Annotated in this window: 24 protein-coding genes; 11 read left to right on the top strand and 13 right to left on the bottom strand. The window is 71.9% G+C overall.

From position 1 onward, the window contains the following. Positions 1–309 precede the first annotated feature (309 nt). The 6 genes from AC2RP6_RS27735 to AC2RP6_RS27710 all read left to right on the top strand — a co-directional run bounded on the left by AC2RP6_RS27735 (position 310) and on the right by AC2RP6_RS27710 (position 9,770). Positions 310–1,845, top strand: a complete 1,536-nt coding sequence (locus tag AC2RP6_RS27735; RefSeq protein ID WP_486448658.1) for a leucyl aminopeptidase — start codon at positions 310–312, stop codon at positions 1,843–1,845. A gap of 286 nt (positions 1,846–2,131) precedes the next feature. Next, complete coding sequence (gene lpdA, locus AC2RP6_RS27730) at positions 2,132–3,520, top strand: dihydrolipoyl dehydrogenase (protein ID WP_486448657.1); 1,389 nt, start codon at positions 2,132–2,134, stop codon at positions 3,518–3,520. Positions 3,521–3,574: 54 nt separating this feature from the next. After that, entirely contained in the window at positions 3,575–5,410 is a 1,836-nt protein-coding gene (sucB, locus tag AC2RP6_RS27725) for a 2-oxoglutarate dehydrogenase, E2 component, dihydrolipoamide succinyltransferase (protein WP_486448656.1), read from the top strand. Between the two features lie 134 nt (positions 5,411–5,544). Then, positions 5,545–6,168: a GntR family transcriptional regulator gene (locus AC2RP6_RS27720; protein WP_486450468.1), complete on the top strand. Its 624-nt coding sequence runs from the start codon at positions 5,545–5,547 to the stop codon at positions 6,166–6,168. 220 nt (positions 6,169–6,388) lie between these two features. After that, the gene (aceE, locus tag AC2RP6_RS27715) at positions 6,389–9,085 is read left to right on the top strand and encodes a pyruvate dehydrogenase (acetyl-transferring), homodimeric type (RefSeq protein ID WP_486448655.1); all 2,697 of its coding nucleotides are present in this window, start codon (positions 6,389–6,391) and stop codon (positions 9,083–9,085) included. Between the two features lie 166 nt (positions 9,086–9,251). Then, positions 9,252–9,770 carry a DUF4240 domain-containing protein gene (locus AC2RP6_RS27710; protein WP_486450467.1) on the top strand — a complete coding sequence of 173 codons (519 nt, stop codon included), beginning with the start codon at positions 9,252–9,254 and terminating at the stop codon, positions 9,768–9,770. Here the strand turns inward: AC2RP6_RS27710 and AC2RP6_RS27705 are convergent, their stop codons facing one another. Next, entirely contained in the window at positions 9,771–10,541 is a 771-nt protein-coding gene (locus AC2RP6_RS27705; protein WP_486448654.1) for an SDR family NAD(P)-dependent oxidoreductase, read from the bottom strand. An 86-nt stretch (positions 10,542–10,627) separates the two neighbouring features. Here AC2RP6_RS27705 and AC2RP6_RS27700 point away from each other — a divergent pair, with 86 nt between their 5' ends. After that, positions 10,628–11,281 carry a TetR/AcrR family transcriptional regulator gene (locus AC2RP6_RS27700; RefSeq protein ID WP_486448653.1) on the top strand — a complete coding sequence of 218 codons (654 nt, stop codon included), beginning with the start codon at positions 10,628–10,630 and terminating at the stop codon, positions 11,279–11,281. A gap of 99 nt (positions 11,282–11,380) precedes the next feature. Here AC2RP6_RS27700 and AC2RP6_RS27695 read toward each other — a convergent pair whose 3' ends face one another. Both AC2RP6_RS27695 and glnA read right to left on the bottom strand, forming a co-directional pair. Continuing rightward, on the bottom strand, positions 11,381–11,917 hold the full coding sequence (locus tag AC2RP6_RS27695) for a hypothetical protein (RefSeq protein ID WP_486448652.1): 537 nt from the start codon (positions 11,915–11,917) through the stop codon (positions 11,381–11,383). Between the two features lie 168 nt (positions 11,918–12,085). Beyond that, positions 12,086–13,495 (bottom strand): type I glutamate--ammonia ligase, encoded by a 1,410-nt coding sequence (gene glnA, locus AC2RP6_RS27690; RefSeq protein WP_030654817.1) that lies wholly within the window; start codon positions 13,493–13,495, stop codon positions 12,086–12,088. 185 nt (positions 13,496–13,680) lie between these two features. Between glnA and AC2RP6_RS27685 the strand changes: the two genes are divergently transcribed. Then, on the top strand, positions 13,681–14,148 hold the full coding sequence (locus AC2RP6_RS27685; protein ID WP_486448651.1) for an RDD family protein: 468 nt from the start codon (positions 13,681–13,683) through the stop codon (positions 14,146–14,148). A gap of 90 nt (positions 14,149–14,238) precedes the next feature. Here AC2RP6_RS27685 and AC2RP6_RS27680 read toward each other — a convergent pair whose 3' ends face one another. The 5 genes from AC2RP6_RS27680 to AC2RP6_RS27660 form a co-directional block, all read right to left on the bottom strand. Next, positions 14,239–14,937 (bottom strand): DUF4191 domain-containing protein, encoded by a 699-nt coding sequence (locus tag AC2RP6_RS27680; RefSeq protein WP_030030927.1) that lies wholly within the window; start codon positions 14,935–14,937, stop codon positions 14,239–14,241. 10 nt (positions 14,938–14,947) lie between these two features. Continuing rightward, positions 14,948–15,145 carry an SCO2195 family GlnR-regulated protein gene (locus tag AC2RP6_RS27675; protein WP_030010916.1) on the bottom strand — a complete coding sequence of 66 codons (198 nt, stop codon included), beginning with the start codon at positions 15,143–15,145 and terminating at the stop codon, positions 14,948–14,950. 443 nt (positions 15,146–15,588) lie between these two features. Further along, positions 15,589–16,542 carry a lipoyl synthase gene (gene lipA, locus AC2RP6_RS27670; RefSeq protein WP_356812181.1) on the bottom strand — a complete coding sequence of 318 codons (954 nt, stop codon included), beginning with the start codon at positions 16,540–16,542 and terminating at the stop codon, positions 15,589–15,591. A 119-nt stretch (positions 16,543–16,661) separates the two neighbouring features. Continuing rightward, on the bottom strand, positions 16,662–17,453 hold the full coding sequence (lipB, locus tag AC2RP6_RS27665) for a lipoyl(octanoyl) transferase LipB (protein ID WP_486448650.1): 792 nt from the start codon (positions 17,451–17,453) through the stop codon (positions 16,662–16,664). Between the two features lie 77 nt (positions 17,454–17,530). Further along, a complete protein-coding gene (locus tag AC2RP6_RS27660; protein ID WP_486448649.1) occupies positions 17,531–17,803 on the bottom strand; it encodes a hypothetical protein in 273 nt (90 codons plus the stop codon). A gap of 172 nt (positions 17,804–17,975) precedes the next feature. On the opposite strand from AC2RP6_RS27660, the gene AC2RP6_RS27655 reads away from it, so the two are divergent. Further along, positions 17,976–19,415, top strand: coding sequence for an NsdA family TPR-like regulatory protein (locus AC2RP6_RS27655; RefSeq protein WP_486448648.1), 1,440 nt, complete (start codon positions 17,976–17,978; stop codon positions 19,413–19,415). A 60-nt stretch (positions 19,416–19,475) separates the two neighbouring features. Here AC2RP6_RS27655 and AC2RP6_RS27650 read toward each other — a convergent pair whose 3' ends face one another. Together AC2RP6_RS27650 and AC2RP6_RS27645 are read right to left on the bottom strand one after the other, a co-directional pair. Continuing rightward, complete coding sequence (locus AC2RP6_RS27650) at positions 19,476–20,747, bottom strand: NAD(P)/FAD-dependent oxidoreductase (protein WP_486448647.1); 1,272 nt, start codon at positions 20,745–20,747, stop codon at positions 19,476–19,478. 153 nt (positions 20,748–20,900) lie between these two features. Further along, on the bottom strand, positions 20,901–21,800 hold the full coding sequence (locus tag AC2RP6_RS27645) for a TIGR01777 family oxidoreductase (protein WP_486448646.1): 900 nt from the start codon (positions 21,798–21,800) through the stop codon (positions 20,901–20,903). A gap of 247 nt (positions 21,801–22,047) precedes the next feature. Here AC2RP6_RS27645 and AC2RP6_RS27640 point away from each other — a divergent pair, with 247 nt between their 5' ends. Beyond that, positions 22,048–23,136 carry a PP2C family protein-serine/threonine phosphatase gene (locus AC2RP6_RS27640; protein ID WP_486448645.1) on the top strand — a complete coding sequence of 363 codons (1,089 nt, stop codon included), beginning with the start codon at positions 22,048–22,050 and terminating at the stop codon, positions 23,134–23,136. Positions 23,137–23,228: 92 nt separating this feature from the next. On the opposite strand, the gene AC2RP6_RS27635 is transcribed toward AC2RP6_RS27640, so the two are convergent. Continuing rightward, entirely contained in the window at positions 23,229–23,480 is a 252-nt protein-coding gene (locus tag AC2RP6_RS27635) for a hypothetical protein (protein ID WP_486448644.1), read from the bottom strand. 107 nt (positions 23,481–23,587) lie between these two features. Here AC2RP6_RS27635 and AC2RP6_RS27630 point away from each other — a divergent pair, with 107 nt between their 5' ends. After that, positions 23,588–23,959, top strand: coding sequence for an ArsC/Spx/MgsR family protein (locus AC2RP6_RS27630; RefSeq protein ID WP_486448643.1), 372 nt, complete (start codon positions 23,588–23,590; stop codon positions 23,957–23,959). Here the strand turns inward: AC2RP6_RS27630 and AC2RP6_RS27625 are convergent. Both AC2RP6_RS27625 and AC2RP6_RS27620 read right to left on the bottom strand, forming a co-directional pair. Continuing rightward, the gene (locus tag AC2RP6_RS27625; RefSeq protein ID WP_486448642.1) at positions 23,956–24,786 is read right to left on the bottom strand and encodes a class I SAM-dependent methyltransferase; all 831 of its coding nucleotides are present in this window, start codon (positions 24,784–24,786) and stop codon (positions 23,956–23,958) included. The two genes, AC2RP6_RS27630 and AC2RP6_RS27625, sit on opposite strands and share 4 nt — an antisense overlap. Before the next feature lie 50 nt (positions 24,787–24,836). Beyond that, on the bottom strand, positions 24,837–25,712 hold the full coding sequence (locus AC2RP6_RS27620) for an alpha/beta fold hydrolase (protein ID WP_486448641.1): 876 nt from the start codon (positions 25,710–25,712) through the stop codon (positions 24,837–24,839). Positions 25,713–25,970 lie beyond the last annotated feature (258 nt).

Here is a 25,970-nt window from a genome sequence, read left to right as displayed (position 1 = left end):
CCTTGGCGTTCGGCCGGGCCGGGGAGGCTCTGTGGAAATCATGCAAAGGGACCCCGCGTCCCCTTGCGAGAGTGGACCGAGTCTTTCGGACCTCGTCAGGTCTACGAGGCAAACCTGGAGCAGAGTCCACGGATGGGTGAACCTGATGGCCGCTTGATCGAACAACTTGCCAAACCTTCGAGTGGCGTACGGGCGAGTCCGTGCGCGTAGGCTCCCTTCAGGCGGCCGTCGGGCCCCGAATACGATCGCTACGGACGGCCGTCCACCCACTCGGCCCACACCCACAAACGGAAGCGAGACTTCACCACCGTGACTGCTCTGACTCTCAGCACTGCCGGCGCGGCGACGCTGCGCGCCGACGCCCTCGTCGTCGGTGTCGCCAAGGGCCCCAAGGGCGCGATCGTCGCCGCGGGCGCCGAGTCCGTGGACAAGGCGTTCGACGGCAAGCTCGCCGGTGTCCTCGACGCCCTCGGCGCCTCGGGTGCCGAAGGCGAGGTCACCAAGCTGCCGGCCCCGGCCGGCCTCAAGGTCCCGGTCGTGCTGGCGGTGGGGCTCGGCTCCGTCCCGGAGAAGGACGAGTCGTTCGACGAGGAGGTGCTGCGCCGCGCCGCCGGTGCCGCCGCCCGCGCGCTGCACGGCAGCAAGAAGGCCGGCTTCGCCCTCCCGCTGGAGGACGCCTCCGCCGTCACCGCCGTCGCCGAGGGCGCGCTGCTGGGCGCGTACGCCTTCACCGCCTACCAGGGCGGCGAGAAGAAGGCCGGCAACGGCAAGGACTCCGGCCCGAAGCAGCCGCTCGCCGAGGTGGCCCTGCTGGGCGCCAAGCCGCGCGACAAGGAGCACAAGGCCGCCGCCGAGCGCGCCGCCGTCGTCGCGGCCGAGGTCAACGTCGCCCGCGACCTGGTGAACACCCCGCCGAACGACCTGACCCCCGAGGCCTTCGCCGCGGTCGCCTCCGCGGCCGCGAAGGAGAACGGCATCAAGGTCCAGGTCCTGGACGAGAAGGCCCTGGTCAAGGGCGCCTACGGCGGCATCATGGGCGTCGGCAAGGGTTCCGAGAACCCGCCGCGCCTGGTGAAGCTCACCTACACGCACCCCAAGGCGGAGAAGACCCTGGCCTTCGTCGGCAAGGGCATCACCTACGACTCGGGCGGCATCTCCCTGAAGCCGGCCGGCCACAACGAGACGATGAAGTGCGACATGGCCGGCGCGGCCGCCGTCTTCGCCTCCGTCGTCGCGGCCGCCAAGCTGGGCCTGCGGGTCAACGTCACCGGCTGGCTCGCGCTCGCCGAGAACATGCCGTCCGGTTCCGCCACCAAGCCCGGTGACGTCCTGCGCATGTACAGCGGCAAGACCGTCGAGGTCCTCAACACGGACGCGGAGGGCCGCCTGGTCCTCGGCGACGCGCTGACGAAGGCCTCCGAGGAGAACCCGGACGCGATCGTCGACGTCGCCACCCTGACCGGTGCCATGGTGCTGGCCCTCGGCGACCGCACCTTCGGGATCATGGCGAACGACGACGCCTTCCGTACCTCGATCCACGAGATCGCGGAGGAGGTGGGCGAGTCCTCCTGGCCCATGCCGCTCCCCGCCGAGCTGCGCAAGACCATGGACTCCCCCACCGCCGACATCGCGAACATGGGTGTCCGCATGGGCGGCGGCCTGGTCGCCGGTCTCTTCCTGCAGGAGTTCGTCGGCGAGGGCATCACCTGGGCCCACCTCGACATCGCCGGCCCCGCCTTCCACGAGGGTGCGCCGCACGGCTACACCCCCAAGGGCGGCACCGGCTCGGCCGTACGCACCCTGGTGCGGCTGGCCGAGCGGACGGCCACGGGCGACCTGGGCTGACACCGCCCGGTGTGACGCGTACCGCACCCCGGGGCCCGGCCGGGCCCCGGGGTGCGTTCTGCCGACGACGAAATCCGTAGGTTTCTACGCAGCGGTAACCCCGGCTTCGGAGAGAACGCCCTCTCACAACGTGGGCCCGGCGTCCCGCGTTCCCCCGACAAATGCGAAGATGGGTTCTCGGCAGGACAGGGCCCCCACCACAGGGCCGAAGAAACAGCGGCCGATTACCAGCCGCCGCCCGGTCACAGAGGACCGGTGCCCGGCGCACATGCATGGAGGACGTGACGTGGCGAACGACGCCAGCACCGTTTTCGACCTAGTGATCCTCGGCGGTGGCAGTGGCGGTTACGCCGCGGCCCTCCGCGCCTCGCAGCTGGGTCTCGACGTTGCCCTGATCGAGAAGAACAAGCTCGGCGGCACCTGCCTGCACAACGGCTGCATCCCCACGAAGGCTCTGCTGCACGCGGGCGAGATCGCGGACCAGGCACGCGAATCCGCCCAGTTCGGCGTCAAGGCCACCTTCGAGGGCATCGACGTCGCGGGTGTGCAGAAGTACAAGGACGACGTCATCTCGGGCCTGTACAAGGGCCTCCAGGGCCTGGTCGCCTCCCGCAAGGTGACCTACATCGAGGGTGAGGGCCGCCTTTCCTCGCCGACCTCCGTCGACGTGAACGGCCAGCGCATCCAGGGCCGCCACATCCTGCTGGCGACCGGCTCCGTGCCGAAGTCCCTGCCGGGCCTGGACATCGACGGCAACCGCATCCTCTCCTCGGACCACGCGCTGGTCCTGGACCGCGTGCCCGAGTCCGCGATCATCCTGGGCGGCGGCGTCATCGGCGTCGAGTTCGCCTCGGCGTGGAAGTCCTTCGGCTCCGACGTGACCGTCATCGAGGGCCTCAAGCACCTCGTGCCCGTCGAGGACGAGAACAGCTCCAAGCTGCTGGAGCGCGCCTTCCGCAAGCGCGGCATCAAGTTCAACCTCGGCACCTTCTTCGACAAGGCCGAGTACACGGAGAACGGCGTCCGCGTGACGCTGGCCGACGGCAAGACCTTCGAGGCCGAGGTGCTGCTGGTCGCCATCGGCCGCGGCCCGGTCTCGCAGGGCCTGGGCTACGAGGAGCAGGGCGTCGCGATGGACCGCGGCTACGTCCTGGTCGACGAGTACATGCAGACCAACGTGCCGACCATCTCGGCCGTCGGTGACCTCGTCCCGACCCTGCAGCTCGCGCACGTCGGCTTCGCCGAGGGCATCCTGGTCGCGGAGCGTCTGGCCGGCCTCAAGGCCGTCCCGATCGACTACGACGGTGTCCCGCGCGTCACCTACTGCCACCCCGAGGTCGCTTCCGTCGGCATCACCGAGGCCAAGGCCAAGGAGATCTACGGTGCGGACAAGGTCGTGGCCCTCAAGTACAACCTGGCGGGCAACGGCAAGAGCAAGATCCTGAAGACCGCGGGCGAGATCAAGCTCGTCCAGGTCAAGGACGGTGCCGTGGTCGGCGTCCACATGGTCGGTGACCGGATGGGCGAGCAGGTCGGCGAGGCCCAGCTGATCTACAACTGGGAGGCCCTGCCGGCCGAGGTCGCGCAGCTCATCCACGCGCACCCGACCCAGAACGAGGCGCTCGGCGAGGCCCACCTGGCCCTGGCCGGCAAGCCGCTTCACTCCCACGACTAGTTCGTCCCGGGCGCGACGACCACTTCCGCACTTTCGTAAGGAGCAACAGAAACCATGTCGGTTTCCGTAACCCTTCCGGCGCTCGGCGAGAGCGTCACTGAGGGCACTGTCACCCGCTGGCTGAAGGCCGAGGGCGAGCGCGTCGAGGCCGACGAGCCGCTGCTCGAGGTCTCGACCGACAAGGTCGACACCGAGATCCCGTCGCCCGTCGCCGGCATCCTGGCCTCCATCAAGGTCGCCGAGGACGAGACCGTCGAGGTCGGCGCCGAGCTGGCCGTCATCGACGACGGCTCCGGCGCCGCGGCTCCGGCCGCCGAGCCGGCCGCCGCTGCGGCTCCGGCCGCAGCCGAGGCCCCGGCCGCCGAGGCCCCCCAGGCCGCCCCGTCCACCGAGGTCCCGGCCGGTGCCGAGGCCCCGGCGCCGACCGCCGACGCGGCCGCCGGCGGCGGCTCGGCCGAGGGCACCGACGTCGTGCTCCCCGCCCTGGGCGAGTCCGTCACCGAGGGCACCGTCACCCGCTGGCTGAAGGCCGTCGGCGAGTCGGTCGAGGCGGACGAGCCGCTGCTCGAGGTCTCCACGGACAAGGTCGACACCGAGATCCCCGCGCCGGTCTCCGGCACCCTGCTGGAGATCGTGGTCGGCGAGGACGAGACCGCCGAGGTCGGCGCGCGTCTGGCCGTCATCGGTGCCGCCGGTGCCGCCCCGGCCGCTGCCGCTCCGGCCGCCGCCCCGGCTCCGGCCGAGGCCGCTCCGGCTCCGGCGGCTGCCCCGGCCGAGGCCGCTCCGGCCCCCGCGGCTCCGGCTCCGGCCGCTGCTCCGGCCCCGGTCCAGGCCGCCCCGGCCGCCGCCGCTCCGGCTCCGGCCCAGCCGGCCGCCCCGGTGGCCGCTCCGGCTCCGGTGACCCCGGCTCCGGCCGCTGCTGCCCCGGCAGCTCCGGCGTCCGCCGGTGACGAGGGCGCGTACGTGACCCCGCTGGTGCGCAAGCTCGCCTCGGAGTCCGGCGTGGACCTGTCCGCGGTCTCGGGCACCGGCGTCGGTGGCCGCATCCGCAAGCAGGACGTCCTGGCCGCCGCCGAGGCCGCCAAGGCCGCTGCCGCCGCTCCGGCTGCTGCGACCGCCGGGGGCGCTGCCGCTCCCGCCGCCAAGGCTCCGGCCGCCGCGGTGTCCGAGCTGCGCGGTCAGACGGTCAAGATGACCCGCATGCGCAAGGTCATCGGCGACAACATGATGAAGGCCCTGCACTCGCAGGCGCAGCTCAGCTCCGTGGTCGAGGTGGACATCACCAAGATCATGAAGCTGCGCGAGAAGGCCAAGGCCGGCTTCCTCGCCCGTGAGGGCGTCAAGCTGTCCCCGATGCCGTTCTTCGTCAAGGCCGCTGCCCAGGCGCTGAAGGCCCACGCGGTCGTCAACGCCCGGATCAACGAGGACGAGGGCACCATCACCTACTTCGACTCGGAGAACATCGGCATCGCCGTGGACTCCGAGAAGGGCCTGATGACCCCGGTCATCAAGGGTGCGGGCGACCTCAACCTGGCGGGCATCTCCAAGGCGACCGCCGACCTGGCCGCCAAGGTCCGCGGCAACAAGATCACGCCGGACGAGCTGTCGGGCGCGACCTTCACCATCAGCAACACCGGTTCGCGCGGTGCGCTGTTCGACACGGTCATCGTGCCGCCGAACCAGGTCGCGATCCTGGGCATCGGTGCCACGGTGAAGCGCCCGGTGGTCATCGAGACCGCCGAGGGCACCAACATCGGCATCCGCGACATGACGTACCTGACCCTGTCCTACGACCACCGTCTGGTGGACGGCGCGGACGCGGCCCGGTACCTCACCGCGGTCAAGGCGATCCTGGAGGCCGGCGAGTTCGAGGTCGAGCTCGGCCTCTGAGCCGAACGGCTTGTAACCAGCCTCACTGTCGGCGCCCCCGTCCGGGATACTCCCGGGCGGGGGCGCCGCCGTATTGTCTACGCATCAGGCCCCGCCGTGTCCCTGCGCACCCATCAGGAGATGAAGCCCCGATGATCACCCCACCCGTCGTGCACTCGCTGCGCGAGCAGATCCGCGAGCACATCGTGGAGGGGATCGTCAGCGGGCGCTGGAAGCCCGGTGAGCGGATCGTGGAGCGGCGCATCGCCGTGGAGCTGGAGGTCAGCCAGACCCCCGTACGGGAGGCCCTGCGCGAGCTGGAGACGCTCCGGCTGATCGAGTCCGCGCCGAACAAGGGGGTACGCGTCCGGAACCTCTCCGCCGCCGACCTGGAGGAGATCTACCCGGTCCGGGCGGGTCTGGAGCAGATCGCCGCCGAGCTGGCGGCGCCGCGGCTGGCGGCCGACTGCTCGGCCCTGGAGCCGCACGTGGCGGCCCTGTGGGACGCCGACCGCAGCTCGGACGGCACGGCGCAGGTGCGGCACACGGTGGGCTTCCACCGGGAGATGGTGCGGGCCGCCGGGAACAGCGTGCTGCTGCACACCTGGGAGAGCCTGGGCATCGAGGTGTTCACCGCCCTGTCCATCCGCTGGCTGGGGACCGTCCAGAAGTCCTACGCGGAGGAGCACGAGGCGCTCGTCGAGGCCTTCCGCAGTCGGGATCCGGACATCGGAGTCCTGGTGAAGCGGCATGTGCTGGGGTGCGCACCGCGCGCCTGAGCGACCGTTTCGACCCTCTTTGACCGGCACCGCGTGCCCGTTTCACTGGCACCCGGTGCCGACTTTTGTCGGATCGACGTTTCTTCGTCACTTTTATTTGATCGATCATCGATCAGGGATTTACAGTCGTCGCGGACCTCAACCAGGTCCACCGACCCTGTCCTGCCCGTCAGGGATTTTCTTCACCACCTCTCCTTTGTCCGGAAGGCGGCGCACAGCGATGTCCGACCCCGTAGGAAAGCTTCCGAGCGAGCTCGACCAGCTCCCGGACCGCGACACCGAGGAGACCGCCGAATGGGCGGCCTCCCTCGACGCCGTCGCACAGGCCGCCGGTACGCGCCGCGCCGAATACCTGCTCCGCCGCACGCTCCAGCACGCCGAGGCCGCCGGCCTCGCCCTGCCGAAGCTGCTGGAGACGGACTACGTCAACACCATCCCCACCGCCGCGGAGCCCGAGTTCCCCGGTGACGAGGCGATGGAAGCCCGGATCACCGCCTGGAACCGCTGGAACGCGGCCGCCATGGTCACCCGCGGTTCGAAGTACGGCGTCGGCGGCCACATCGCCACCTTCGCCTCGGCCGCGTGGCTGTACGAGACCGGCTTCCAGCACTTCTTCCGCGGGAAGGAGGCCGACGGATCGGGCGACCAGCTCTACATCCAGGGCCACGCCTCCCCCGGCATCTACGCCCGCGCCTTCCTCGACGGGCGCGTCTCCGAGCAGCAGCTCGACAACTTCCGCCAGGAGTCCGGCGGCAACGGCCTGCCGTCCTACCCCCACCCCCGGCGCCTGCCGTGGCTGTGGGAGTTCCCGACGGTCTCCATGGGCCTCGGCCCGCTCTCCGCGATCTACCAGGCACGCTTCAACCGCTACCTGCAGAACCGGAACATCAAGGACACCGCCAACTCGCACGTCTGGGCCTTCCTCGGCGACGGCGAGATGGACGAGCCCGAGTCGACCGCCGCCCTGGCCCTGGCCTCCCGCGAGCAGCTCGACAACCTGACCTTCGTCATCAACTGCAACCTGCAGCGCCTCGACGGTCCGGTCCGCGCCAACTTCCGCGTGGTCCAGGAGCTGGAGGCCCAGTTCCGCGGCGCCGGCTGGAACGTCATCAAGACCCTGTGGGGCTCCGCCTGGGACGAGCTGTTCCAGCTCGACACCACCGGCGCCCTGGTACGCCGCCTGCGCGAGGTACCGGACGCACAGTTCCAGACGTACGCGACCCGCGACGTCGCCTACATCCGCCAGCACTTCTTCGGCGCCAACGCCGAGCTCACCGCCCTCGGCGGCCTGCTCACCGACGCGAAGATCGCCGAGTGCTTCCACACCTCCCGCGGCGGCCACGAACCCCGCAAGGTGTACGCCGCGTACAAGGCCGCCCTGGAGCACAAGGGCGCGCCGACGGTCATCCTGGCGCAGACCGTCAAGGGCTACACGCTGGGTGCCGGGTTCGAGTCGAAGAACGCGAACCACCAGATGAAGAAGCTGACGATCGACGAGTTCAAGAGCATGCGCGACAAGCTCGACCTCCCGATCCCGGACAGCGCCTTCGAGGGTGGCCAGGTCCCCTACGGCCACCCGGGCGAGAACAGCGCCGAGGTGCGGTACCTCAACGAGCGCCGCGCGGCGCTCGGCGGCCCGGCCCCGGCCCGCAAGGTCAAGCACGTGGCCCTGCCCGCACCGGCCGACCGTTCCTTCGCCCCGCTGCTCAAGGGCTCCGGCAAGCAGGAGATGGCCACCACCATGGCCTTCGTGCGGCTCGTCAAGGACCTGATGCGGGACAAGGAGACCGGCAAGCGCTGGGTGCCGATCGTCCCGGACGAGGCCCGTACCTTCGGTATGGAGTCCCTCTTCCCGTCGGCCGGCATCTACTCGCCGCTGGGCCAGACGTACGAGCCGGTCGACCGCGACCAGCTGATGTACTACAAGGAGGCCAAGGACGGCCAGATCCTCAACGAGGGGATCACCGAGGCCGGCGCCATGGCCGACTTCATCGCCGCCTGCACGTCGTACGCGACGCACGGCGAGCCGATGATCCCGTTCTACATCTTCTACTCGATGTTCGGCTGGCAGCGCACCGCCGACCAGATGTGGCAGCTCGCCGACCAGCTCGGCAAGGGCTTCATCGTCGGCGCCACCGCCGGCCGCACCACGCTGACCGGTGAGGGCCTGCAGCACGCGGACGGCCACTCGCACCTGATCGCGTCCACGAACCCGGCGTCGCTCAACTACGACCCGGCGTTCGCGTACGAGATCGCGGTGATCGTCAAGGACGGTCTGCGCCGTATGTACGGCGAGCCGACGCCCGGCGAGGACTCGAACGTCTTCTACTACCTCACGGTCTACAACGAGCCGAAGGTGCAGCCGGCGATGCCCGAGGGCGTCGAAGAGGGCATCATCAAGGGCCTCTACCGCTTCAACACCGCGGCGGACCTGGCGGAGGCGGCCCCGGCCGCGGACGCCCCGAGGATCCAGCTGATGGCCTCCGGTACGGCGATCCACTGGATCCTGGAGGCTCAGGCCCTGCTCGCCGCCGACTGGAACGTGGCCGCCGACGTCTGGTCCGCCACCTCCTGGGGCGAGCTGCGCCGCGACGCGCTGGAGTGCGACGAGGCACTGCTGCGCGGCGAGGTCCGCACCCCGTACGTCACCCGCGCGCTGGAGGGCGTCACGAGCCCGGTGCTCGCCGTCTCCGACTGGATGCGCCAGGTCCCGGACCAGATCAGCCAGTGGGTGGAGCAGGACTACACCTCGCTCGGCACGGACGGCTTCGGCCTGTCCGACACCCGTGAGGGCGCCCGCCGCCACTTCGGTGTCGACGCCCAGTCGATCGTGGTGGCCGCGCTGGCCCAGCTCGCCCGCCGCGGCGAGGTCCCGGCCTCCGCGGTCAAGGAGGCCCGGGAGCGCTACGGCCTGTAGCCCCGGCCATCCGCCGACCCGCCCGTGAGGCGGCCCGCCCAGGAGGGGACGGGCCGCCTCACGGCGTTTCCGGCGCCGGGCATGCGGCCGGGTGGGGGCGATCACCGGCCTTTGGCCGTATGCGCGGTGGCGGTGCGGGGGTGCAACCGTGATGCTGGATCCCGTGATGGACGAGACGGAGTTCTGGGAGATCGTCGACCGTACGCGCGAGGCCGCCGACGGCGACGTCGAGGAGCATGCGGAGCTGCTCGTGGAGCGGCTGGCGCAGCTCGATCCTGACTCCGTCCTGGATTTCGCCCGGCACTTCGAGTCCCGGTACAACCGGGCGTACACGTGGGACCTGTGGGGCGCTGCGTGGGTGCTGCTCGACGGGGCGAGCGACGACGCGTTCGACTACTTCCGCTGCTGGCTGATCGGTCAGGGCCGGGAGGTCTTCGAGGGCGGGGTGCACGACCCCGACCATCTCGCCGAGCTGCTCGGTGACTTCGACGAGGAGATCGACGGGGACGGCGAGGAGCTGGGGTACGCGGCCGACGAGGCGTACGAGCAGCTCACCGGGGCGGTGGCCCCGGATCTGGGGATCCCGTTGCAGGCGGCGGAGCCGGAGGGCGCCCCGCTGGACTTCGAGGACGAAGCCGTGCTCGCGGAGCGCTTCCCCCGGCTGTGGGACCGGTTCCGCGCCTGATCAGTAGTGCGTGCCGCCGTCGATGCGGATCTCGGTGCCGGTGATGAAGGCGCCGTCCTCGGAGCCGAGCATGGCGACGACGCCCGCGACGGCCTCGGGGCCCGCGAAGCCCTGGCCGATGGCCGGGGCGAGCTTGGTGAAAAGGGACCAGTCGGTGTCCTCGGGCAGGCCGGGGCCGGTGCCGGTGGTCATGCCGCTCTCGATGGAGCCGGGCGCGACGCTGACGAAGCGCATGCCCTGCTTGCTGTACTCGGCGGCCAGCGCGTGGGTCATGGACTGGATGCCGCCCTTGCTGGCCGCGTAGGCGGACATGTAGGGGTGGGCGAAGGACGCCGAGGTGGAGCTGAAGTTCACGACGACCGGCCGGTCGCCGTCGAGCAGCGCCGGCAGGGACTCCCGGATCATCAGGAAGGTGCCGGTCAGGTTGACCGCGATGACCTGGTTCCACAGGTCGAGCGTGGTCCGGTGGGTGTGCGCGGAGCGCAGGATGCCGGCCGCGTTGACGAGGACATCGATCCCGCCGAGGGCGCGGGTCGCGGCGGCGACGCCCTCCCTGACGGCGTTCTCGTCGGATATGTCCAGGGGCGCGGTGGTGAGCCGGTCCTGGTGGCCGGCCGCCGCGGCGTGCTCGGCGGTGGTCTTGAGGCCGGCCTCGCTGACGTCCACCGCGTGGACCCGGCCGCCTTCGGCGAGGAGGCGGTGGACGGTGGCGCGGCCGATGCCGGAGCCGCCGCCGGTGATGAGGACGCGTCGTCCTTCGTAACGGTTCATGGCGTGAGCGTACCGAAGGAGTGGCACGTTTTGTCATGCTGACAAAAAATGCCTGACCGCAGATCGGCGGACGGTAGGCTTCACCCGTGAAATCCCCTCGCCCGTACGCACCCCACGCCGGCCCGGGAGCCCCGTCGCTGACCGAGCGCCGCAAGGCGGCCACGCAGCTCGACATCGCCCGGGCGGCCTGCGAACTCTTCGCCGAGCACGGCCCCGACGGCACCACCGCCGAGGACATCGCCCACCGCGCGGGCGTGGCACTGCGCACCTTCTACCGCTACTTCCGCAACAAGCAGGAGGCCGTGGCCCCGCTGCTGGCGGGCGGCGGCGACGCCTGGCGCGCAGTGCTCGCGGAGGAGGACCCGGGAACGCCCCTCGCCGAGGCGCTGGAACGCGCCGTCACCCGGTCCCTGAGCGGCCCGCAGGCGGTCGAGGAGGGCCTGGAGGTGACCCGCGGACTGCTCCGCGCGGCGGCGGACGACCCGGCCTTGCGCGCGGTCTGGTACCGGGTGAACCAGGACTCGGAGGAGGGCCTGGTGCCGGTGATCGGCAGGCTGGCCGGGCCGGACGCGGACGTGCGCGAGGTGCGGCTGCTGGCAGCGGCGGCCACGGACGCCATCCGGGTGGCGCTGGAGCTGTGGTCGGGGACGGACGCCCCGGTTGCGGGGCCCGGCTCCCCCGCCGAGCTCGCGGTTCTGTGCCTGCGCGATCTCACAGGAGCGATGCCCCTGCTGCGCTGATCCAGCGCGGCAGGGGCATCGACCCGGTCCCACGGCCCTTCCGTGGTCTGTTCGGCGTGCGACGTCAGGCGTCGGGTGCCAGGTGCGAGGCGTCAGACCTCAACGGCCGCCACCACCCCAGCCCCCGCCCCCGCCGTTGCCGCCGCCGTTGCCGCCGCCCCAGCCGCCCCCGCCGCCGTTGCCGCCGCCGCCCCAGTCACCGCCACCGTTGCCACCGCGACCGTTGCCCCAGTCACCGCCACCGTCACCACCGCGACCGTTGCCCCAGTCACCGCCGTTGCCGCCGCGGCCGTTGCCCCAGTCGTTCCAGTGGCCGTTGCCGCCGCGGCCGGAGTTGTTCCAGTTCGCGTCGTCGTGCCAGTTGTTGTTCCAGTTGCCGCGGCGCCAGTCGGAGTCGTTCCAGTTGCTGTCGCGCCAGTAGCCGCGGTCGCCGCCGACGCCCGCGTTGTCCCAGCACCAGCTGGGCCGGTCGCGCCAGTCACGGTTGCAGCAGTAGTCCCATCGGGCGTCGGAGCGGTTCGAGGGGTACCGGTAGCAGTCGTAGCCGCCGTTCCCGCCGCCGCCACCACCGGTGACGACCGCGGCCGACGCCGCGACGGGCAGCAGACCGATGGCTATACCTGCGGCTCCGGTCATGGCTGCCGCAACGATCCTACGGCGCATTCTCATGCACCTCCGAACATGTCTCGCTTATGAGGCCTTTAGGTCATTTCCACCCTTACTCCGCCCGAGCGGCCTGTCAAAGCGGAAAGGCCCCCCGCCTCGCTCCGTGGAGCGTGGCGGGGGGCCTCCCATCAGGCATTTCTAGAGGTCGAAGTACAGCTCGAACTCGTGCGGGTGCGGGCGCTGCGCGATCGGGGCGATCTCGTGCGTGCGCTTGTAGTCGATCCAGGTCTCGATCAGGTCGGGGGTGAAGACACCGCCGGCCAGGAGGTACTCGTGGTCCTCCTCCAGGGCCTTGAGGACGTCCTCGAGGCTGGTCGGGACCTGCGGGACGCTCGCGTGCTCGTCCGGGGAGAGCTCGTAGAGGTCCTTGTCGATCGGCTCCATCGGCTCGATCTTGTTCTTGATGCCGTCGAGGCCCGCGAGGAGCAGGGCCGAGAAGGCCAGGTACGGGTTGGAGGACGGGTCCGGCGCGCGGAACTCGACGCGCTTGGCCTTCGGGTTCGAGCCCGTGATCGGGATGCGCATGGCGGCGGAGCGGTTGCGCTGCGAGTACACCATGTTGACCGGCGCCTCGAAGCCCGGCACCAGGCGGTGGTACGAGTTCACCGTGGGGTTGGTGAAGGCGAGCAGCGACGGGGCGTGCTTGAGGATGCCGCCGATGTAGTAGCGGGCGGTGTCCGACAGGCCCGCGTAGCCGGCCTCGTCGTAGAAGAGGGGCTCGCCGCCGGCCCACAGGGACTGGTGGACGTGCATGCCCGAGCCGTTGTCACCGAAGATCGGCTTCGGCATGAAGGTCGCGGTCTTGCCGTTCTTCCACGCGACGTTCTTCACGATGTACTTGAAGAGCATCAGGTCGTCGGCCGCGGCCAGCAGCGTGTTGAACTTGTAGTTGATCTCGGCCTGGCCACCGGTGCCGACCTCGTGGTGCTGGCGCTCGACCTGGAGGCCCTGGGCGTCGAGCTCCAGGGAGATCTCGGCGCGCAGGTCCGCGAAGTGGTCGACCGGAGCGACCGGGAAGTAGCCGCCCTTGTAGCGGACCTTGTAACCGCGGTTGTTCTCCTCGGAACCGGTGTTCCAGGCGCCGGCCTCGGAGTCGATGTGGTAGAAGCCCTCGTTCGCGGTGGTCGCGAAGCGCACGCTGTCGAAGATGTAGAACTCGGCCTCGGGCCCGAAGAACGCGGTGTCGGCGATGCCGGTGGAGGCGAGGTACGCCTCGGCCTTCTTCGCGATGTTGCGCGGGTCGCGGCTGTAGGCCTCACCCGTGATCGGGTCGTGGATGAAGAAGTTGATGTTCAGCGTCTTGTCGCGACGGAAGGGGTCCAGGCGCGCGGTGGTGATGTCGGCGCGCAGGGCCATGTCGGACTCGTGGATCGCCTGGAAGCCGCGGATCGAGGATCCGTCGAAGGCGAGCTCCTCCGCCGGGTCGAATGCCCGCGCCGGGATCGTGAAGTGCTGCATCACACCAGGCAGGTCGCAGAAGCGGACGTCAACGAACTTGACGTCGTTCTCCTCGATGTACTGCTTGACTTCGTCGGCGTTCTGGAACATCCAACTCCTCCTACTCCCGACCCCGGGGGAGGGACGGGCTTTATAGCTCGTGGCGCGTCAGTGCGGTGCCGCACGCTGACCCGACCATAAGCAGACGGGATTTCCCAAGCATGACCCATTTGTTTCGCACAAGTTAACCAGGGTCCGGCCGGAGCGCCGTGAGGCGCCACCGGTACCGTGGTCGGGTGGACAACAGACAGGCAATCGGATCCTGGCTCTCCGGCCCCAAGGCGGCCGCCGAGGAGATGGGCGTCGACTTCGGCTATCCGGGCCAGCGGCTCGGCCTGCCGCAGGAGGGGCCCGGCTCGGTGGCGCGTTTCGGGCGCAGGATCGGAGCCGTGGCCCTCGACTGGATCGGCTGCCAGCTCATCGCGTACGGGCTGATCACCGGCGGGAACCTGGGCGCCGCGGGCAACTGGACCCTCGGGCTGTTCGTGGCCCTGACGATCCTCACCGTCGGCACCGTGGGCTTCACACCCGGCAAGCGGGCCGTGGGTCTGCGGGTGGTCGCGGAGGACGGCGGCCGCCTCGGCATCGTCCGGGTGGTCGTGCGCACGCTGCTGCTGGCGCTGGTCGTCCCGGCGCTGATCTGGGACCGCGACGGCCGCGGCCTCCACGACCGCCTCGCGCGCGCCGTCCAGGTCCGCATCTAGCAGCGGGAACGTACGGGACGGGGGTGCCCCCGAGCCGGCTCGGGGGCACCCCCGTCTCGTATACGGAAATCGGCTGAACGCGTCGGCGCGTCAGCGCATCTTTCCGCCCCGCGGCATCCGCATGCCCTTGGGCATGGGGCCCTTCGGCAGCGGCATGTTGCTCATGAGGTCGCCCATGGCCCGCAGCTTGTCGTTGACCTGGGTGATCTGGGGGCCCGACAGGACGCGCGGCAGCTTGAGCAGGGTGGTGCGCACCTTCTTGAGCGGCACCTCGCCCTCGCCCGTACCCACGATGAAGTCGTGGACCGGCACGTCCGGCATGATCCGGGCCATCTTCTTCTTCTCGTTCGCGAGCAGCGGCTTCACGCGGTTCGGGTTGCCCTCGGCGATCAGCACGACACCGGCCTTGCCCACGGCGCGGTGGACGATGTCCTGCTGCCGGGTCATCGCGATGGCCGGGGTGGTCGTCCAGCCCCGTCCCACGTTGTCCAGGACGGCCGCGGCCGCTCCCGGCTGCCCTTCCATCTGCCCGAAGGCAGCCCGCTCGGCCCGTCGCCCGAAGACGATCGCCATCGCGAGGAAAGCCACCAGGAAGCCCAGGATGCCCAGGTAGACCGGGTGGTCGATCAGGAAGCCGATCGCAAGAAAGACACCGAAGGTGACGATTCCCACGCCCGCGACGATCAGACCGACCTTCGGGTCGGCCTTGCGCGTCATCTTGTACGTCAGGGCGATCTGCTTCAGTCGCCCGGGGTTCGCAGCAGTCTCTGCGTTTGACTTCCTCGCCATACAGCGAAGTTTACGTGGCCTGCGGGGTCCGGGTGGCCGCGGCCTCAAGTACGTGTTCGGTTTCGACCCGGTCCTTGGCCCTCTTGCGGTCTTCCAGGACGGCCGTCCAGGCGTTGCGTCGGGCCCCGCTCATGAGGAGGGACTCGATGCCCCGGAAGGCGTCGGAGAGCGTCGGGATGGCGATTGCGCGTACTGGCGCGGCCTGCATGATGTCGATCCCTTTCGCGATGCTCACGTCTGGGGGAGGTGGGCGGTGTGTACGGTGCGTGGACCAAGCGTCACTGACTGGTGTTACCAGGGCGTGACCGGTCGGTCAAATGTGATGGACACGTTGCATACGCCGACGCGGCCCGCCGGGTTCTTTCCTTAGGAAAGAGCCTAGGGGCCGCGTCGGTGCGGAATTACCCGTTGGTAGCACTTTGTGCGCGACTTCACACGCACGGTTGCGTAGCTCGTCAGACGGTCGCGCGCTTCTTGGCCTGCGGTCGAGCTCCGCCTCGCCACCGCTCCGGCCGCGTGCCCACCCTCGTACCTCGGGCGGACCCGCAACCTACGCTACGGCTCCGCTGCGCTTCTCGGCTTGCGGTCGAGCTCCGCCTCGCCACCGCTCCGGCCGCGTGCCCACCCTCGTACCTCGGGCGGACCCGCAACCTACGCTACGGCTCCGCTGCGCTTCTCCATCGCCTGCTGGTAGAGGCGTCCCGCCCGGTACGACGAGCGGACGAGGGGGCCGGACATGACGCCGGAGTAGCCGATCTCCTCGGCCTCCTTCGCCAGCTCCACGAACTCGGCCGGCTTCACCCAGCGCTCGACGGGGTGGTGCCGCGGCGAGGGCCGCAGGTACTGGGTGATGGTGATGAGCTCGCAGCCGGCCTCGTGCAGGTCCTTCAGGGCCTGCGAGACCTCCTCGCGCTCCTCGCCCATGCCGAGGATCAGGTTCGACTTGGTGACCAGGCCGTACGCGCGGGCCTTGGTGATCACGTCGAGCGAGCGCTCGTAGCGGAAGCCGGGGCGGATCCGCTTGAAGATCCGCGGCACCGTCTCCACGTTGTGCGCGAAGACCTCGGGGCGGGAGGCGAAGACCTCCTCCAGCAGCTCCGGCACCGCGTTGAAGTCGGGGGCCAGCAGCTCGACCTTGGTGTGGCCGGCCTCGCGGCCCGCGGTCTGCTGGTGGATCTGGCGCACGGTCTCGGCGTAGAGCCAGGCACCGCCGTCGGCGAGGTCGTCGCGCGCGACGCCGGTGATGGTGGCGTAGTTCAGGTCCATCGTGACGACGGACTCGCCGACGCGCCGCGGTTCGTCGCGGTCGAGCGCCTCGGGCTTGCCCGTGTCGATCTGGCAGAAGTCACAGCGCCGGGTGCACTGGTCACCTCCGATGAGGAAGGTGGCCTCGCGGTCCTCCCAGCACTCGTAGATGTTGGGACAACCGGCCTCCTGGCACACCGTGTGCAGTCCTTCGCCCTTCACCAGGGCCTGCATCTTGGTGTACTCGGGACCCATCTTCGCCCGCGTCTTGATCCACTCGGGCTTGCGCTCGATGGGGGTCTGGGCATTCCGGACCTCCAGGCGCAGCATCTTGCGTCCGTCGGGTGCGACTGCGGACACGACCGGCTCCCTGTGACTTCGATTGTTCGGGCGCCCACCAGGGTACGCCCGTAATTTCGTACGCTCTTACGTCGCCCAACCTGCGAGCGGCCGGACTCATTCCCGCTGCGGGAAGGTCTCTATGCGGTCTCGATCTCGCGGGGCCGCAATTCGGCGTGCTCCAGTACGTCCTTCAGGTGCCGTTCGGCCACCGGGAGGACCTCGGCGATGGTGATCTCGCGGCCCAGTTCGTACGAGAGCGAGGTCACACCGGCGTCCCGGATCCCGCAGGGGATGATCCGGTCGAACCAGGTGCTGTCCGGGTTCACGTTGAGGGCGAAGCCGTGCATCGTGACGCCCTTGGCCACCCGGATCCCGATGGCGGCAAGCTTGCGGTCCTCGCGGCGCTGGCCGGCGTTGGAGGGGGCGTACTCGGGGCCGTTGAGACGGGGGTCGAACTCCTCGTCGTGCAGGCGGGGGTCGAACTCCAGGGAGAGCCCACCGATCTTCGGGCGGTCCTCCACCGGGTCGCCGAGCACCCAGACGCCCGAGCGGCCCTCGACCCGGGTGGTCTCCAGGCCGAAGTCTGCGGCGGTGCGGATCAGCGCCTCCTCCAGGCGGCGGACGTGGGCCACGACGTCCACCGGGCGGGGCAGCTTCATGATCGGGTAGCCGACGAGCTGGCCCGGCCCGTGCCAGGTGATCTTCCCGCCGCGGTCGACGTCGACGACGGGAGTGCCGTCGAGGGGGCGCTCGCTGGGGTCGGTGCGCCGGCCCGCCGTGTAGACCGGCAGGTGCTCCAGCAGCAGGCAGGTGTCCTCGATCTCGTCCGCGAAGCGCGCCGCGTGCACCCTGCGCTGCTCTTCCCAGGCAACGGTGTACTCGACGGAATCCGCGCCGAAGCCCATCCGGACAAACCCAAGCTCAGCCACCGCAGCGCCTCCTCATTGAACCTGCTGTGTGCACGTACTTCCGTGAGCCAAGGGTACGGCTGCCCGTTCGGGCCCCTTCAGGGCCCCGCGTCGGGCCCCGGCTGCCGCTTGGGCCGGCGGCGGCCCCTCACCGGGCGGTCCGGGTCCTCGTCGGCGCGCGGCAGCCGCCGGTGCCCCTCGGAGTGGTCGTTCACCCAGCCGCACACGCCGCACGCGTAACGCCCGTCGAGCCCCGCGATGTAGGTGCCGCAGCGCCGGCACTCGGCCTCGGTGAGCTCGGGCGGAGGCAGCGGAGCGGTGGATTCGGGCCGCTCCTCGGGGAGGTGCGGCCGGTGGTGCCGGCGGGTCATGGCCCGCAGCGTACGCGGGCGGAGCGGACGAGTCCGTAAAGGGTCCTACCGATTCTGCACACGATCGGATGAATGTGGGGCAGAGAGGGCGGCGTGGACGAAGTTCGCCGCTACATTCACGCCGGTCAAGGGCCGGGACTCCGGTCCGTCACGTCAGGAAACCGTGGAGCCGATGACGGAACGACCTGCCCAGCGCGTCCCCAACCGGCAGCTGGCGGCGCTGATCGCGGAAGCCGGGTTCTCCAACGCCGGGCTCGCCCGCCGCGTCGACCAGCTCGGTCTGGAACACGGTCTCGACCTGCGGTACGACAAGACGTCCGTGACCCGCTGGCTGCGGGGCCAGCAACCCCGCGGAACCACCCCGGCGCTGATCGCCGAGGTCTTCACGCGGCGCCTGGGCCGTCGGCTCTCCGCGCAGGACCTCGGTCTCGACGCGTGCGCCCCGGTCTACGCCGGACTGGAGTTCGCGGCCACGCCCGAGGAGGCCGTGGACATCGCGAGCGGCCTGTGGCGCAAGGACTCCGGCTCCCACGCCGAGCTACGGAAGATCGCGTTCACCCCGGCCGGACTGGTCGTGCCGAGCCGGGACTGGCTGATCGGGCGGCCCGACGAGCGCGTGGCCCGGGGGGCGGAGCCGGCCGCGGCCCGCGTCCCCCTCCAGGGGCGGGCCTCGGTACCGCGGCAGCGGCAGATCGACCGCGGCCCCGGGCAGCGCGTCACGGCGGGCGACATCGCCGCGCTGAGATCGGTGAGCGAGCTCTTCCGGACCCTGGACCAGTCCTACGGCGGCGGACACGCCCGGCAGGCGCTCGTGCGCTACCTGGAGCACGAGGCCGAGCCGATGCTCCGGGGCACCTACGGCGAGACCACGGGCCGGCGGCTGTTCGCGGCGGCCGCGGACCTGACCAGGCTCGCGGGCTGGACCTCGTACGACATCGCCGCGCACGGCCTCGCTCAGCGGTACTTCGTCCAGGCGCTACGGCTGGCGCAGGCGGCCGGGGACCGCCCCTACGGCTCGTACGTACTGGTCACCATGAGCCGTCAGGCGGTCTACCTCGGGCACGGCCGGGAGGCGGTCCAGCTGGCCCGGGTGGCCCAGCAGGGCGTCGGGTCCGGCCCGCCGCCGGTGGTGCAGGCGATGCTGCACGCCGCGGAGGCGCGGGGGCACGCGGTCCTCGGCGAGGTCCGGGCGGCGACGGCCTCCCTGGTGCGGGCCGAGCGCGCGCTGGGCGCCGCCCGGCCGGGGGACGACGTACCGCACTGGGCGCGCCCGTACGACGAGGCGCAGCTGGCGGACGAGTTCGGGCACTGCCACCGGGACCTGCAGCAGTACCGGGCCTCGGCGCAGCACGCGGAGCGGTCCCTGCAGCTGAGGGCGCCGGGGTTCGCGCGGTCGCGGCTGTTCTGCCGGGTGGTGCTGGCCACGGCCCGGCTGGGGCTGGGCGAGCTGGACCAGGCGTGCGCGCTGGGCGCGGAGGCGGCGCAGCAGGCGATGGAGATGCGGTCGGTGCGGGCGGTGGAGTACGTACGGGACTTCGAGCGGCGGCTGGAGCCGTACCGGGACGCGGCGGCCGTCCGGACGTACCGGGACCGGGTGGCGGCGCTGTCCTAGGGGCGTGGCAGGGGCCCGGTCCCGAGGCGGTGGACCGGGCCCCTGTGGCTTCTGTGGTTCTCAGGCCGCCACCGGGAGTGCGGGCTCCGGGGCCACCGGGAGCGGGATGCCGAAGTCGCGCAGGATCGCGCCGGCGGCGCGGCGGGCCGAGTGCAGGGCGCCCTGGACGGTGTTGGTGTCGCGGTGGTCGCCGCACACGTAGAGCCCGGCCAGGACGCGGACCGGGCGGCGCCGGTCGTGCGGCGGAGGCATGGCGGGGACGGCCTCCGGGGTGTGGTGGACGGCGAGCAGCTCCCAGGCGCGGGTGGGGGTGTCGTAGAGCCTGGCGAGGCGCGAGGCGACGGTGCGCACGGGCGGAGGCGGGCCGAGCACGGTCGTGGTGACCAGGCTGCGGTCGGCGGGGGCCCGCGTCGGGTCGACGGCGCTCATGACCGCGGTGTGGGAGACGGGCCAGTGGGGGTCCCCGTCCAGGATCAGCGAGCCGTCCCGGGGCAGGAGGCCGGCGGTGGCGTGGTGCAGGACGGTGACCTCGTGGAACGCGGGCACGCGCAGGCCGGGCAGCAGCTCGGCGGCGGCGCGGGCGCCGGTGGCGAGCAGGACGGAGCGACAGCGGAAGTCGCCGTGGTCCTCGGTGGTGACCAGGTTGGTGGCCATCGACCGGACCCTGATGCCGGTGCGTACGGTGCCGGGTGGCAGCCCGGAGGCGAGCAGGTCGGGCAGGGCGGAGGCGCCGCCCTCGGGCACGGCGAGGCGGCCGCGGGCGAAGGTGCGCAGGGCCAGGTCGGCGACCCGGCTGGACGTGGTGAGGTCCGGGTCGCGGAGCAGGGCGGCGAGCAGGGGCCGGACGACGCCGGCCAGCGTGCGCTGCGGCAGTCCGCGGGTGCGCAGGGCGGCGGAGGCGGTGCGTTCGGGCCGGGCGAGCAGCTTGTCCTCGGGCAGCGCGGCGAGCCTGCCGAGGGCGGCGCTGAGCCGGGCCTGGTCGAGGGATCCGCTGGCCAGGGCGCGGGCGGGGGTGAGGGACCCGGCCCGCAGCTGCCTGCCGTCGGTGTGGACGAGGACCCCGGGCGTGAAGGGCCGCAGGACCAGGGCGCGCAGGGCGTGGGTGCGTTCGAGTTCGCCGTACGCGGTGTTGAGCAACGGGGCCGTCCGGTCGAGCCGGAACCCGTCGGCCGTTTCGGTGGCCATCCGCCCGCCGGGGTCGTCGGCGGCCTCCAGGACGGTGACCGTGACCCCGGCTGCGATCAGGTGGTGCGCGGCCGCGAGTCCTGAGACCCCGGCTCCTACGATGACGACGTCCGCATGGTGTGCGGCATTGGGTGCGCTGCTGAGCACGTGCCCCTCCCCGAGGTCGGCGCGGCTGTGTGGGGATCCTCCTTCCCCCAACCGACTCCGGGGGAACCCGAGTTGGGCCGGGTATTACGGACAACTCCGGTCGCACGACGGTCGCATCCGGGTCACGAACGGTCGCACACGGTCGCACACCGACTATCGGAGTGCGGCGCGGATGGCTTGCTCGATATCGGGGTCGCGGAAGACGAAACCGGACTCCAGCAGCCGGGTCGGGCGGGCCCGCTGACCGCCCAGCACGTCCTCGGAGAACTCCCCGAGCACGACGCGCAGGGCCGCGGCCGGTACGGGCAGCACCGCCGGTCGGCGCAGGACCCGGCCCATGGCGGCGGTGACCTCACGGTTGGTCAGCGGTTCGGGGGCGGTGAGGTTGACGGGGCCACTGAGGCCCGGGGTGTCGATGATGTGGCGCAGGGCCGCGACCTCGTCGTGGAGGGAGATGAACGGCCAGTACTGGCGGCCGTCGCCGAGCCGGCCGCCGACGCCGGCGCGGAAGAGGGGGAACATCCGCCCCCAGGCCCCGCCCTCCTTGGCGACGACCAGTCCGGTACGGGAGAACGCGGTGCGGATGCCGGCTTCCTCGGCGGGGGCGGCGGCGGCCTCCCATTCCACGCAGACGGAGGGGAGGAAGCCGTGGCCGGCGGGCGAGTCCTCGTCGACGACGCGGTCGCCGGTGTCGCCGTAGTAGCCGACGGCGGAGCCGCTGACGAGGACGCCGGGCGGCTCGTCGAGACCGGCGAGCGCGCGGGCGAGGGCGGCCGTGCCGAGCACCCGGCTGTCGCGGATCGTCCGCTTGTACTCGGGGGTCCAGCGGTGGTCGCCGATCCCCGCCCCGGCCAGGTGCACGACGGCGCCGCAGCCGGCGAGCGCGGCCCGGTCGACGTGGCCGCGCTCCGGATCCCACCGGGCCTCGTCGGCCCGGGCCGGCTCCCGCCGCACGAACCGCACCACCTGACGGCCGTCGGCCCGCAGGGACCGTACGAGTGCACTGCCGATGAGCCCGGTCGACCCGGTGACTGCGATGCGCATGCTCCCCATCCTGCCGGGTCGCCGCGCTGTGCCCGGCGGATTCGGGGGTGCGTCGCCGTCCTTCGCCGGACGCGCGTGCCCGGGCGGGCGTCCCGACACGGCGCTCCGCGCCCGCGCGCCCGCCGCCGGCGGGGCCGGATGCGGCCCCGGCCGTCGTTTCCCGTCACGCCACCGCTGTCGCGGCCGGGGACGCGCGGAGCCACCCGGCGGACCGGTCCGGGGTGCGCGGGCCCCGCCCCCGTACCAGGGTGGAGGGGTGAGACGCGGACGCGGACGCGATGAGCCGGGCGGGCTGCGCGGCGAGCCACCGCCGCGCTGGGCCCGGATCGCGCCCGCGGCGGCGCTGGTGGCGCTCGTCCTGGCGCAGGCGCTCACCACGGACGTGGAGCTGGGCTTCTTCCTGGCGGGCCTGCCCCCGGTGGCGGCCTTCGCGTACGGGGCGGCCGGTACCGCGATCTTCGCTGCCATCGTCCTGCTGCTGCTCGGGGTGCACGACATCGGCGTCGCCCATGCCCGGGGCACCGACCTGGCGACGGTGGCCGTCGTCGGGCTGCTGAGCGTGGTCATCGCCTGGGTCCGCCAACGCCGGGACGAACAGCTGGTCAGCGTACGGACCGTGGCGGAGGCCGCCCAGCTGGCGGTGATGCCGCCGGTGCCGGACCGGGTGGGTGCGGTGCGCTGCTCGGGCCTCTACCGGGCGGCGCAGCGCGGCACGCTCGTCGGCGGCGACCTGTACGACGTACGGGTGGGGCCGTACGGGGTGCGGGCGCTGGTCGCGGACGTGCAGGGGCACGGGCTGGCGGCGGTGGCCACGGTGGCGGCGCTGCTCGGCGCCTTCCGCGAGGCCGTGCTCGACGACAAGGAGCTGGCGTCGGTGGCCGTGCGGCTGGACCGGCGGCTGCTGGCGGACGCGGCGGACGCCCACGAGGACCATCCGGAGCTGTTCGCGACGGCGGTGCTGGTGGAGTTCCCGCCGGGGCTTGACCTCGTACGGTTCGTGTCGTGCGGACATCCGCCGGCGCTGAGGCTGCGCGGGGCGACGGTGGACGAGGTCACGGTGGAGCCGGGCCCTCCGCTGGGTCTGGGGCTCGCGGGACCTGATCCGCCGGGGGTGGTGGAGCTGCCGGTGCTGCCCGGGGACCAGTTCCTGCTGCACACCGACGGCGCCACCGAGGCCCGGGACACGGCGGGGCACTTCTATCCCCTGGCGACCCGGGTGCCCGTCCTGGCCAGGGACCCGGTGGGCCTGGTCGGGGCGGTGTGGCGGGACCTGTCGGCCTTCACCAACGGCGGCCCGGGCGACGACGTCGCGCTGCTGCTGCTCTCCCCCGACGGACGCCCTTGACCGGCCGGGCTCAGGCACCGCCCCCGCCGGTGGTCGGGCGCGGGGGCGGAACCCGGGCCGTGGTCAGGACCCGGACGTGCGGTGATGAGCCGTCACGACTCCTTGATGAACGCGCGCACCATCTTGCAGGTGACGTTGGACGGGCGGTGGATCCCCGTCCGGACGGCCATGGTCCGGATCTTCCGGTTGGTGGCGCGCTTGGCGTCGTACGTCCCCGAGTCGAGCAGGGATATCGCCAGCCGCATCGCCTTCAGACGGCGGTTGTGGCTCTCGTACCACTCGCGGGGCAGACCCGCCGGCAGCGGCTTCTTCTGGACGGGCCGGACCATGCTGGCAGTGGCCATCTACAGCCTCCCAAACGGTAGTTGGCTTCCTGTCGTTCTCCTTCGATTTTACCGGGGACCACTGACAGAAGCCCCTGGCCAGACGGGCCCTGGGTAGGGTGGAACGCATGGAGATCTGGATCAATCCCGCCTGTTCCAAGTGCCGCAGCGCGCTCACCCTGCTGGACGCGGAGGGCGCCGATTACACCGTGCGCCGCTACCTTGAGGACGTGCCCTCCGAGGAGGAGATCCGCGAGGTGCTGGGCCGTCTGGGACTGGAGCCGTGGGACATCACGCGCACCTCGGACCCACTGGCCAAGGAGACCGGTGTCCGGGACCTGCCGCGCGAGGAGACGGACGCGGCGCGCGCCCGGTGGATCGCCCATCTGGCCGCGCATCCGAAGCTCATCCAGCGCCCGATCATCACCGCCGAGGACGGCACGGCCGTGGTCGCCCGCTCCGAGGAGGCCGTCCGCGACGCCCTGTCCCGGAAGGGCTAGACGCGGCGGGCGATGACCTCCATGCAGGCGCGGTAGCGCTCGCTGACCGCGTAGTGGAGGGGCGCGAAGCCCTGCTCCTCCATCAGCGCGTAGAGGCGCCGGCGGCTGAAGTTGTGGAAGTGCTCCAGCTCGCCCCAGTAGGGGTTGGCCTCGGCGGCGTCGAGCAGGCGCCAGACGGAGCAGCCGTAGTGGGGCATCGACGCGAAGACCACGCCGTCGTCGCGCAGCAGACGGTGCGCGGCGGCCAGGCCCTCGCCGGGGTACGGCATGTGCTCCAGGACGTCGGCAAGGCTGATCACGGAGTACCGGCCGGGGGCGTCGAGTGCGGTGAGGTCGGCGCAGTGCGCCTCGATGCCGAGTCGGCGCAGCCCTTCCGCCGTGGACGGCCGCAGGTCGAGGCCCTGCGGCTCGTAGCCCCACTCCTCGGCGGTGAAGAGCAGCGATCCGTTGCCGAAGCCGACGTCGAGCCAGCGGCCTTCGGGGACGAAGCGCGCGACGCGTTCGACGATGCGCGCCGAGGTGTAGCGGTTCTGCTCGAAGCCGGCGCCGGGCTGCTGGTTCGGGTTGGTCGCGGAGAAGATCTCGGCCGAGACCTCGTCGGAGAAGTAGCCGTCGGTGAAGACGTGGCCGCAGGCGGCGCAGCTCATCCAGGTCATGACCGGTGCGACGACGGGCTTGTAGAGCGGGTGCTGCGAGCAGTCTCCGGTCCTCAGGACGGAGATCCCGGGGTCGGAGCAGAGCGGGCAGGCGTCGTAGAGCAGGCGGGGCTGCGGGGACGCGAGCGGGGCGGTGGCGGAGGTGGCAGCGAGGGCCTGACCGGCGGACATACCAGGAAAATAGCGATTGTTTCGGTCGATGCGGCGCTGCCGCGCAGGGCTCAGCCCGTGAGGAGGTCGGCGATCCGGGCGGCCGCCGTCAGGGGCAGCGCGTGGTGCGAGACCCCGGGCAGTACGTCGACCCGCGCGCCCGGCAGCGCCTCGCGCGCGGCGCGGGCCGCCCGGGCGGGGTCGTGGCAGCGGGCCCGCCCGGCGAACAGGACGTCCACCCGGATCCCCGCCCGGCTCGGGTCGGGGCGCGGGCCGGTGACGGGCCGGACGGTAGGGAAGCGGGCGGTCTCGTCCTGCAGCCGGAGCCACGCCGGGTCCAGGGCGGCCCCGCGGGTCTCCCAGGCGAGGAAGGAGCGGATCCGCTCCGGGGTCGGCCGCAGCAGCATGGGCAGGGCGCGCAGGACGTAGCCGGGCCGCAGCCCCGCGAAGACCTGCGTCGGGTCGAGCAGGACGAGGCGGTCGACGCGGCCGGGCCGCCGGGCCGCGTGGTGGGCGGCGATCCAGGCCCCGTACGAGTGCCCGCCGAGGGTCACCGGAGCGCGCCCGGTCCCGTCGAGCACCGCGTCCAGCACCGCGTCGAGCCAGACGGCCAGGTCCTCGGGGGTCCGCAGGGCCCGGCCGGGCTCCGGGGCGCCGAGCCCTGGTTCGCCCAGCAGGTCCACGGCGTGCAGCCGGTGGGTGCGGGCCGCCCCGGCGGCGGCGCAGGCGCCCCACACCGTGGAGGTGGCGCCGCCGCCCGGCAGCAGGACCAGGGGCGGGGCGCCGGCCGGGCCGCAGCTGTTGACGCGGGTGGTCCCGAAGGGGGTCGGCACGTCGGCGCCCTCGACGGGGCCGGGCCATCCGCCGAGCACGGCGTCGTAGGCGGCCCGGAAGGAGGCGTGGCCGGGAGAGGCGGAGGGAGAGGGAATGGGTGAGGGAGAGGACACGGGCTGCTCCAATGTCTCGCCGGGCGATAATCTCGCTGAGCGAGATATTAGGCGGGAGGCGATGTGCACGACAACCACGAGCCGGACGGCCGCGCACCGGGCGACCGCGCACCGGACGGCCACGAGCCGGACGGCCGCGCACCGGGCGACCGCGCACCGGACGGCCACGAGCCGGACGGCCGCGCACCGGGCGACCGCGCACCGGACGGCCGCGCACCGGACGGCCGCGCACCGGGCGACCGCGCACCGGACGGCCAC

The organism is Streptomyces sp. WAC03905, from assembly GCF_057371075.1.
Note: the sequence above shows the minus strand (reverse complement) of the source record. Positions and strands in the feature narration are given on the sequence as shown.

Coding starts and splice junctions, on each gene's coding strand:
- AC2RP6_RS27710 (WP_486450467.1), top strand. CDS start 9,252: ATGGACGAGACGGAGTTCTGGGAGATCGTCGACCGTACGCGCGAGGCC.
- AC2RP6_RS27675 (WP_030010916.1), bottom strand. CDS start 15,145: ATGCAGGCCGCGCCAGTACGCGCAATCGCCATCCCGACGCTCTCCGAC.
- AC2RP6_RS27635 (WP_486448644.1), bottom strand. CDS start 23,480: ATGGCCACTGCCAGCATGGTCCGGCCCGTCCAGAAGAAGCCGCTGCCG.
- AC2RP6_RS27680 (WP_030030927.1), bottom strand. CDS start 14,937: ATGGCGAGGAAGTCAAACGCAGAGACTGCTGCGAACCCCGGGCGACTG.
- glnA (WP_030654817.1), bottom strand. CDS start 13,495: ATGTTCCAGAACGCCGACGAAGTCAAGCAGTACATCGAGGAGAACGAC.
- AC2RP6_RS27660 (WP_486448649.1), bottom strand. CDS start 17,803: ATGACCCGCCGGCACCACCGGCCGCACCTCCCCGAGGAGCGGCCCGAA.
- AC2RP6_RS27630 (WP_486448643.1), top strand. CDS start 23,588: ATGGAGATCTGGATCAATCCCGCCTGTTCCAAGTGCCGCAGCGCGCTC.
- AC2RP6_RS27695 (WP_486448652.1), bottom strand. CDS start 11,917: ATGACCGGAGCCGCAGGTATAGCCATCGGTCTGCTGCCCGTCGCGGCG.
- AC2RP6_RS27705 (WP_486448654.1), bottom strand. CDS start 10,541: ATGAACCGTTACGAAGGACGACGCGTCCTCATCACCGGCGGCGGCTCC.
- AC2RP6_RS27655 (WP_486448648.1), top strand. CDS start 17,976: ATGACGGAACGACCTGCCCAGCGCGTCCCCAACCGGCAGCTGGCGGCG.
- AC2RP6_RS27645 (WP_486448646.1), bottom strand. CDS start 21,800: ATGGGGAGCATGCGCATCGCAGTCACCGGGTCGACCGGGCTCATCGGC.
- AC2RP6_RS27625 (WP_486448642.1), bottom strand. CDS start 24,786: ATGTCCGCCGGTCAGGCCCTCGCTGCCACCTCCGCCACCGCCCCGCTC.
- sucB (WP_486448656.1), top strand. CDS start 3,575: ATGTCGGTTTCCGTAACCCTTCCGGCGCTCGGCGAGAGCGTCACTGAG.
- aceE (WP_486448655.1), top strand. CDS start 6,389: ATGTCCGACCCCGTAGGAAAGCTTCCGAGCGAGCTCGACCAGCTCCCG.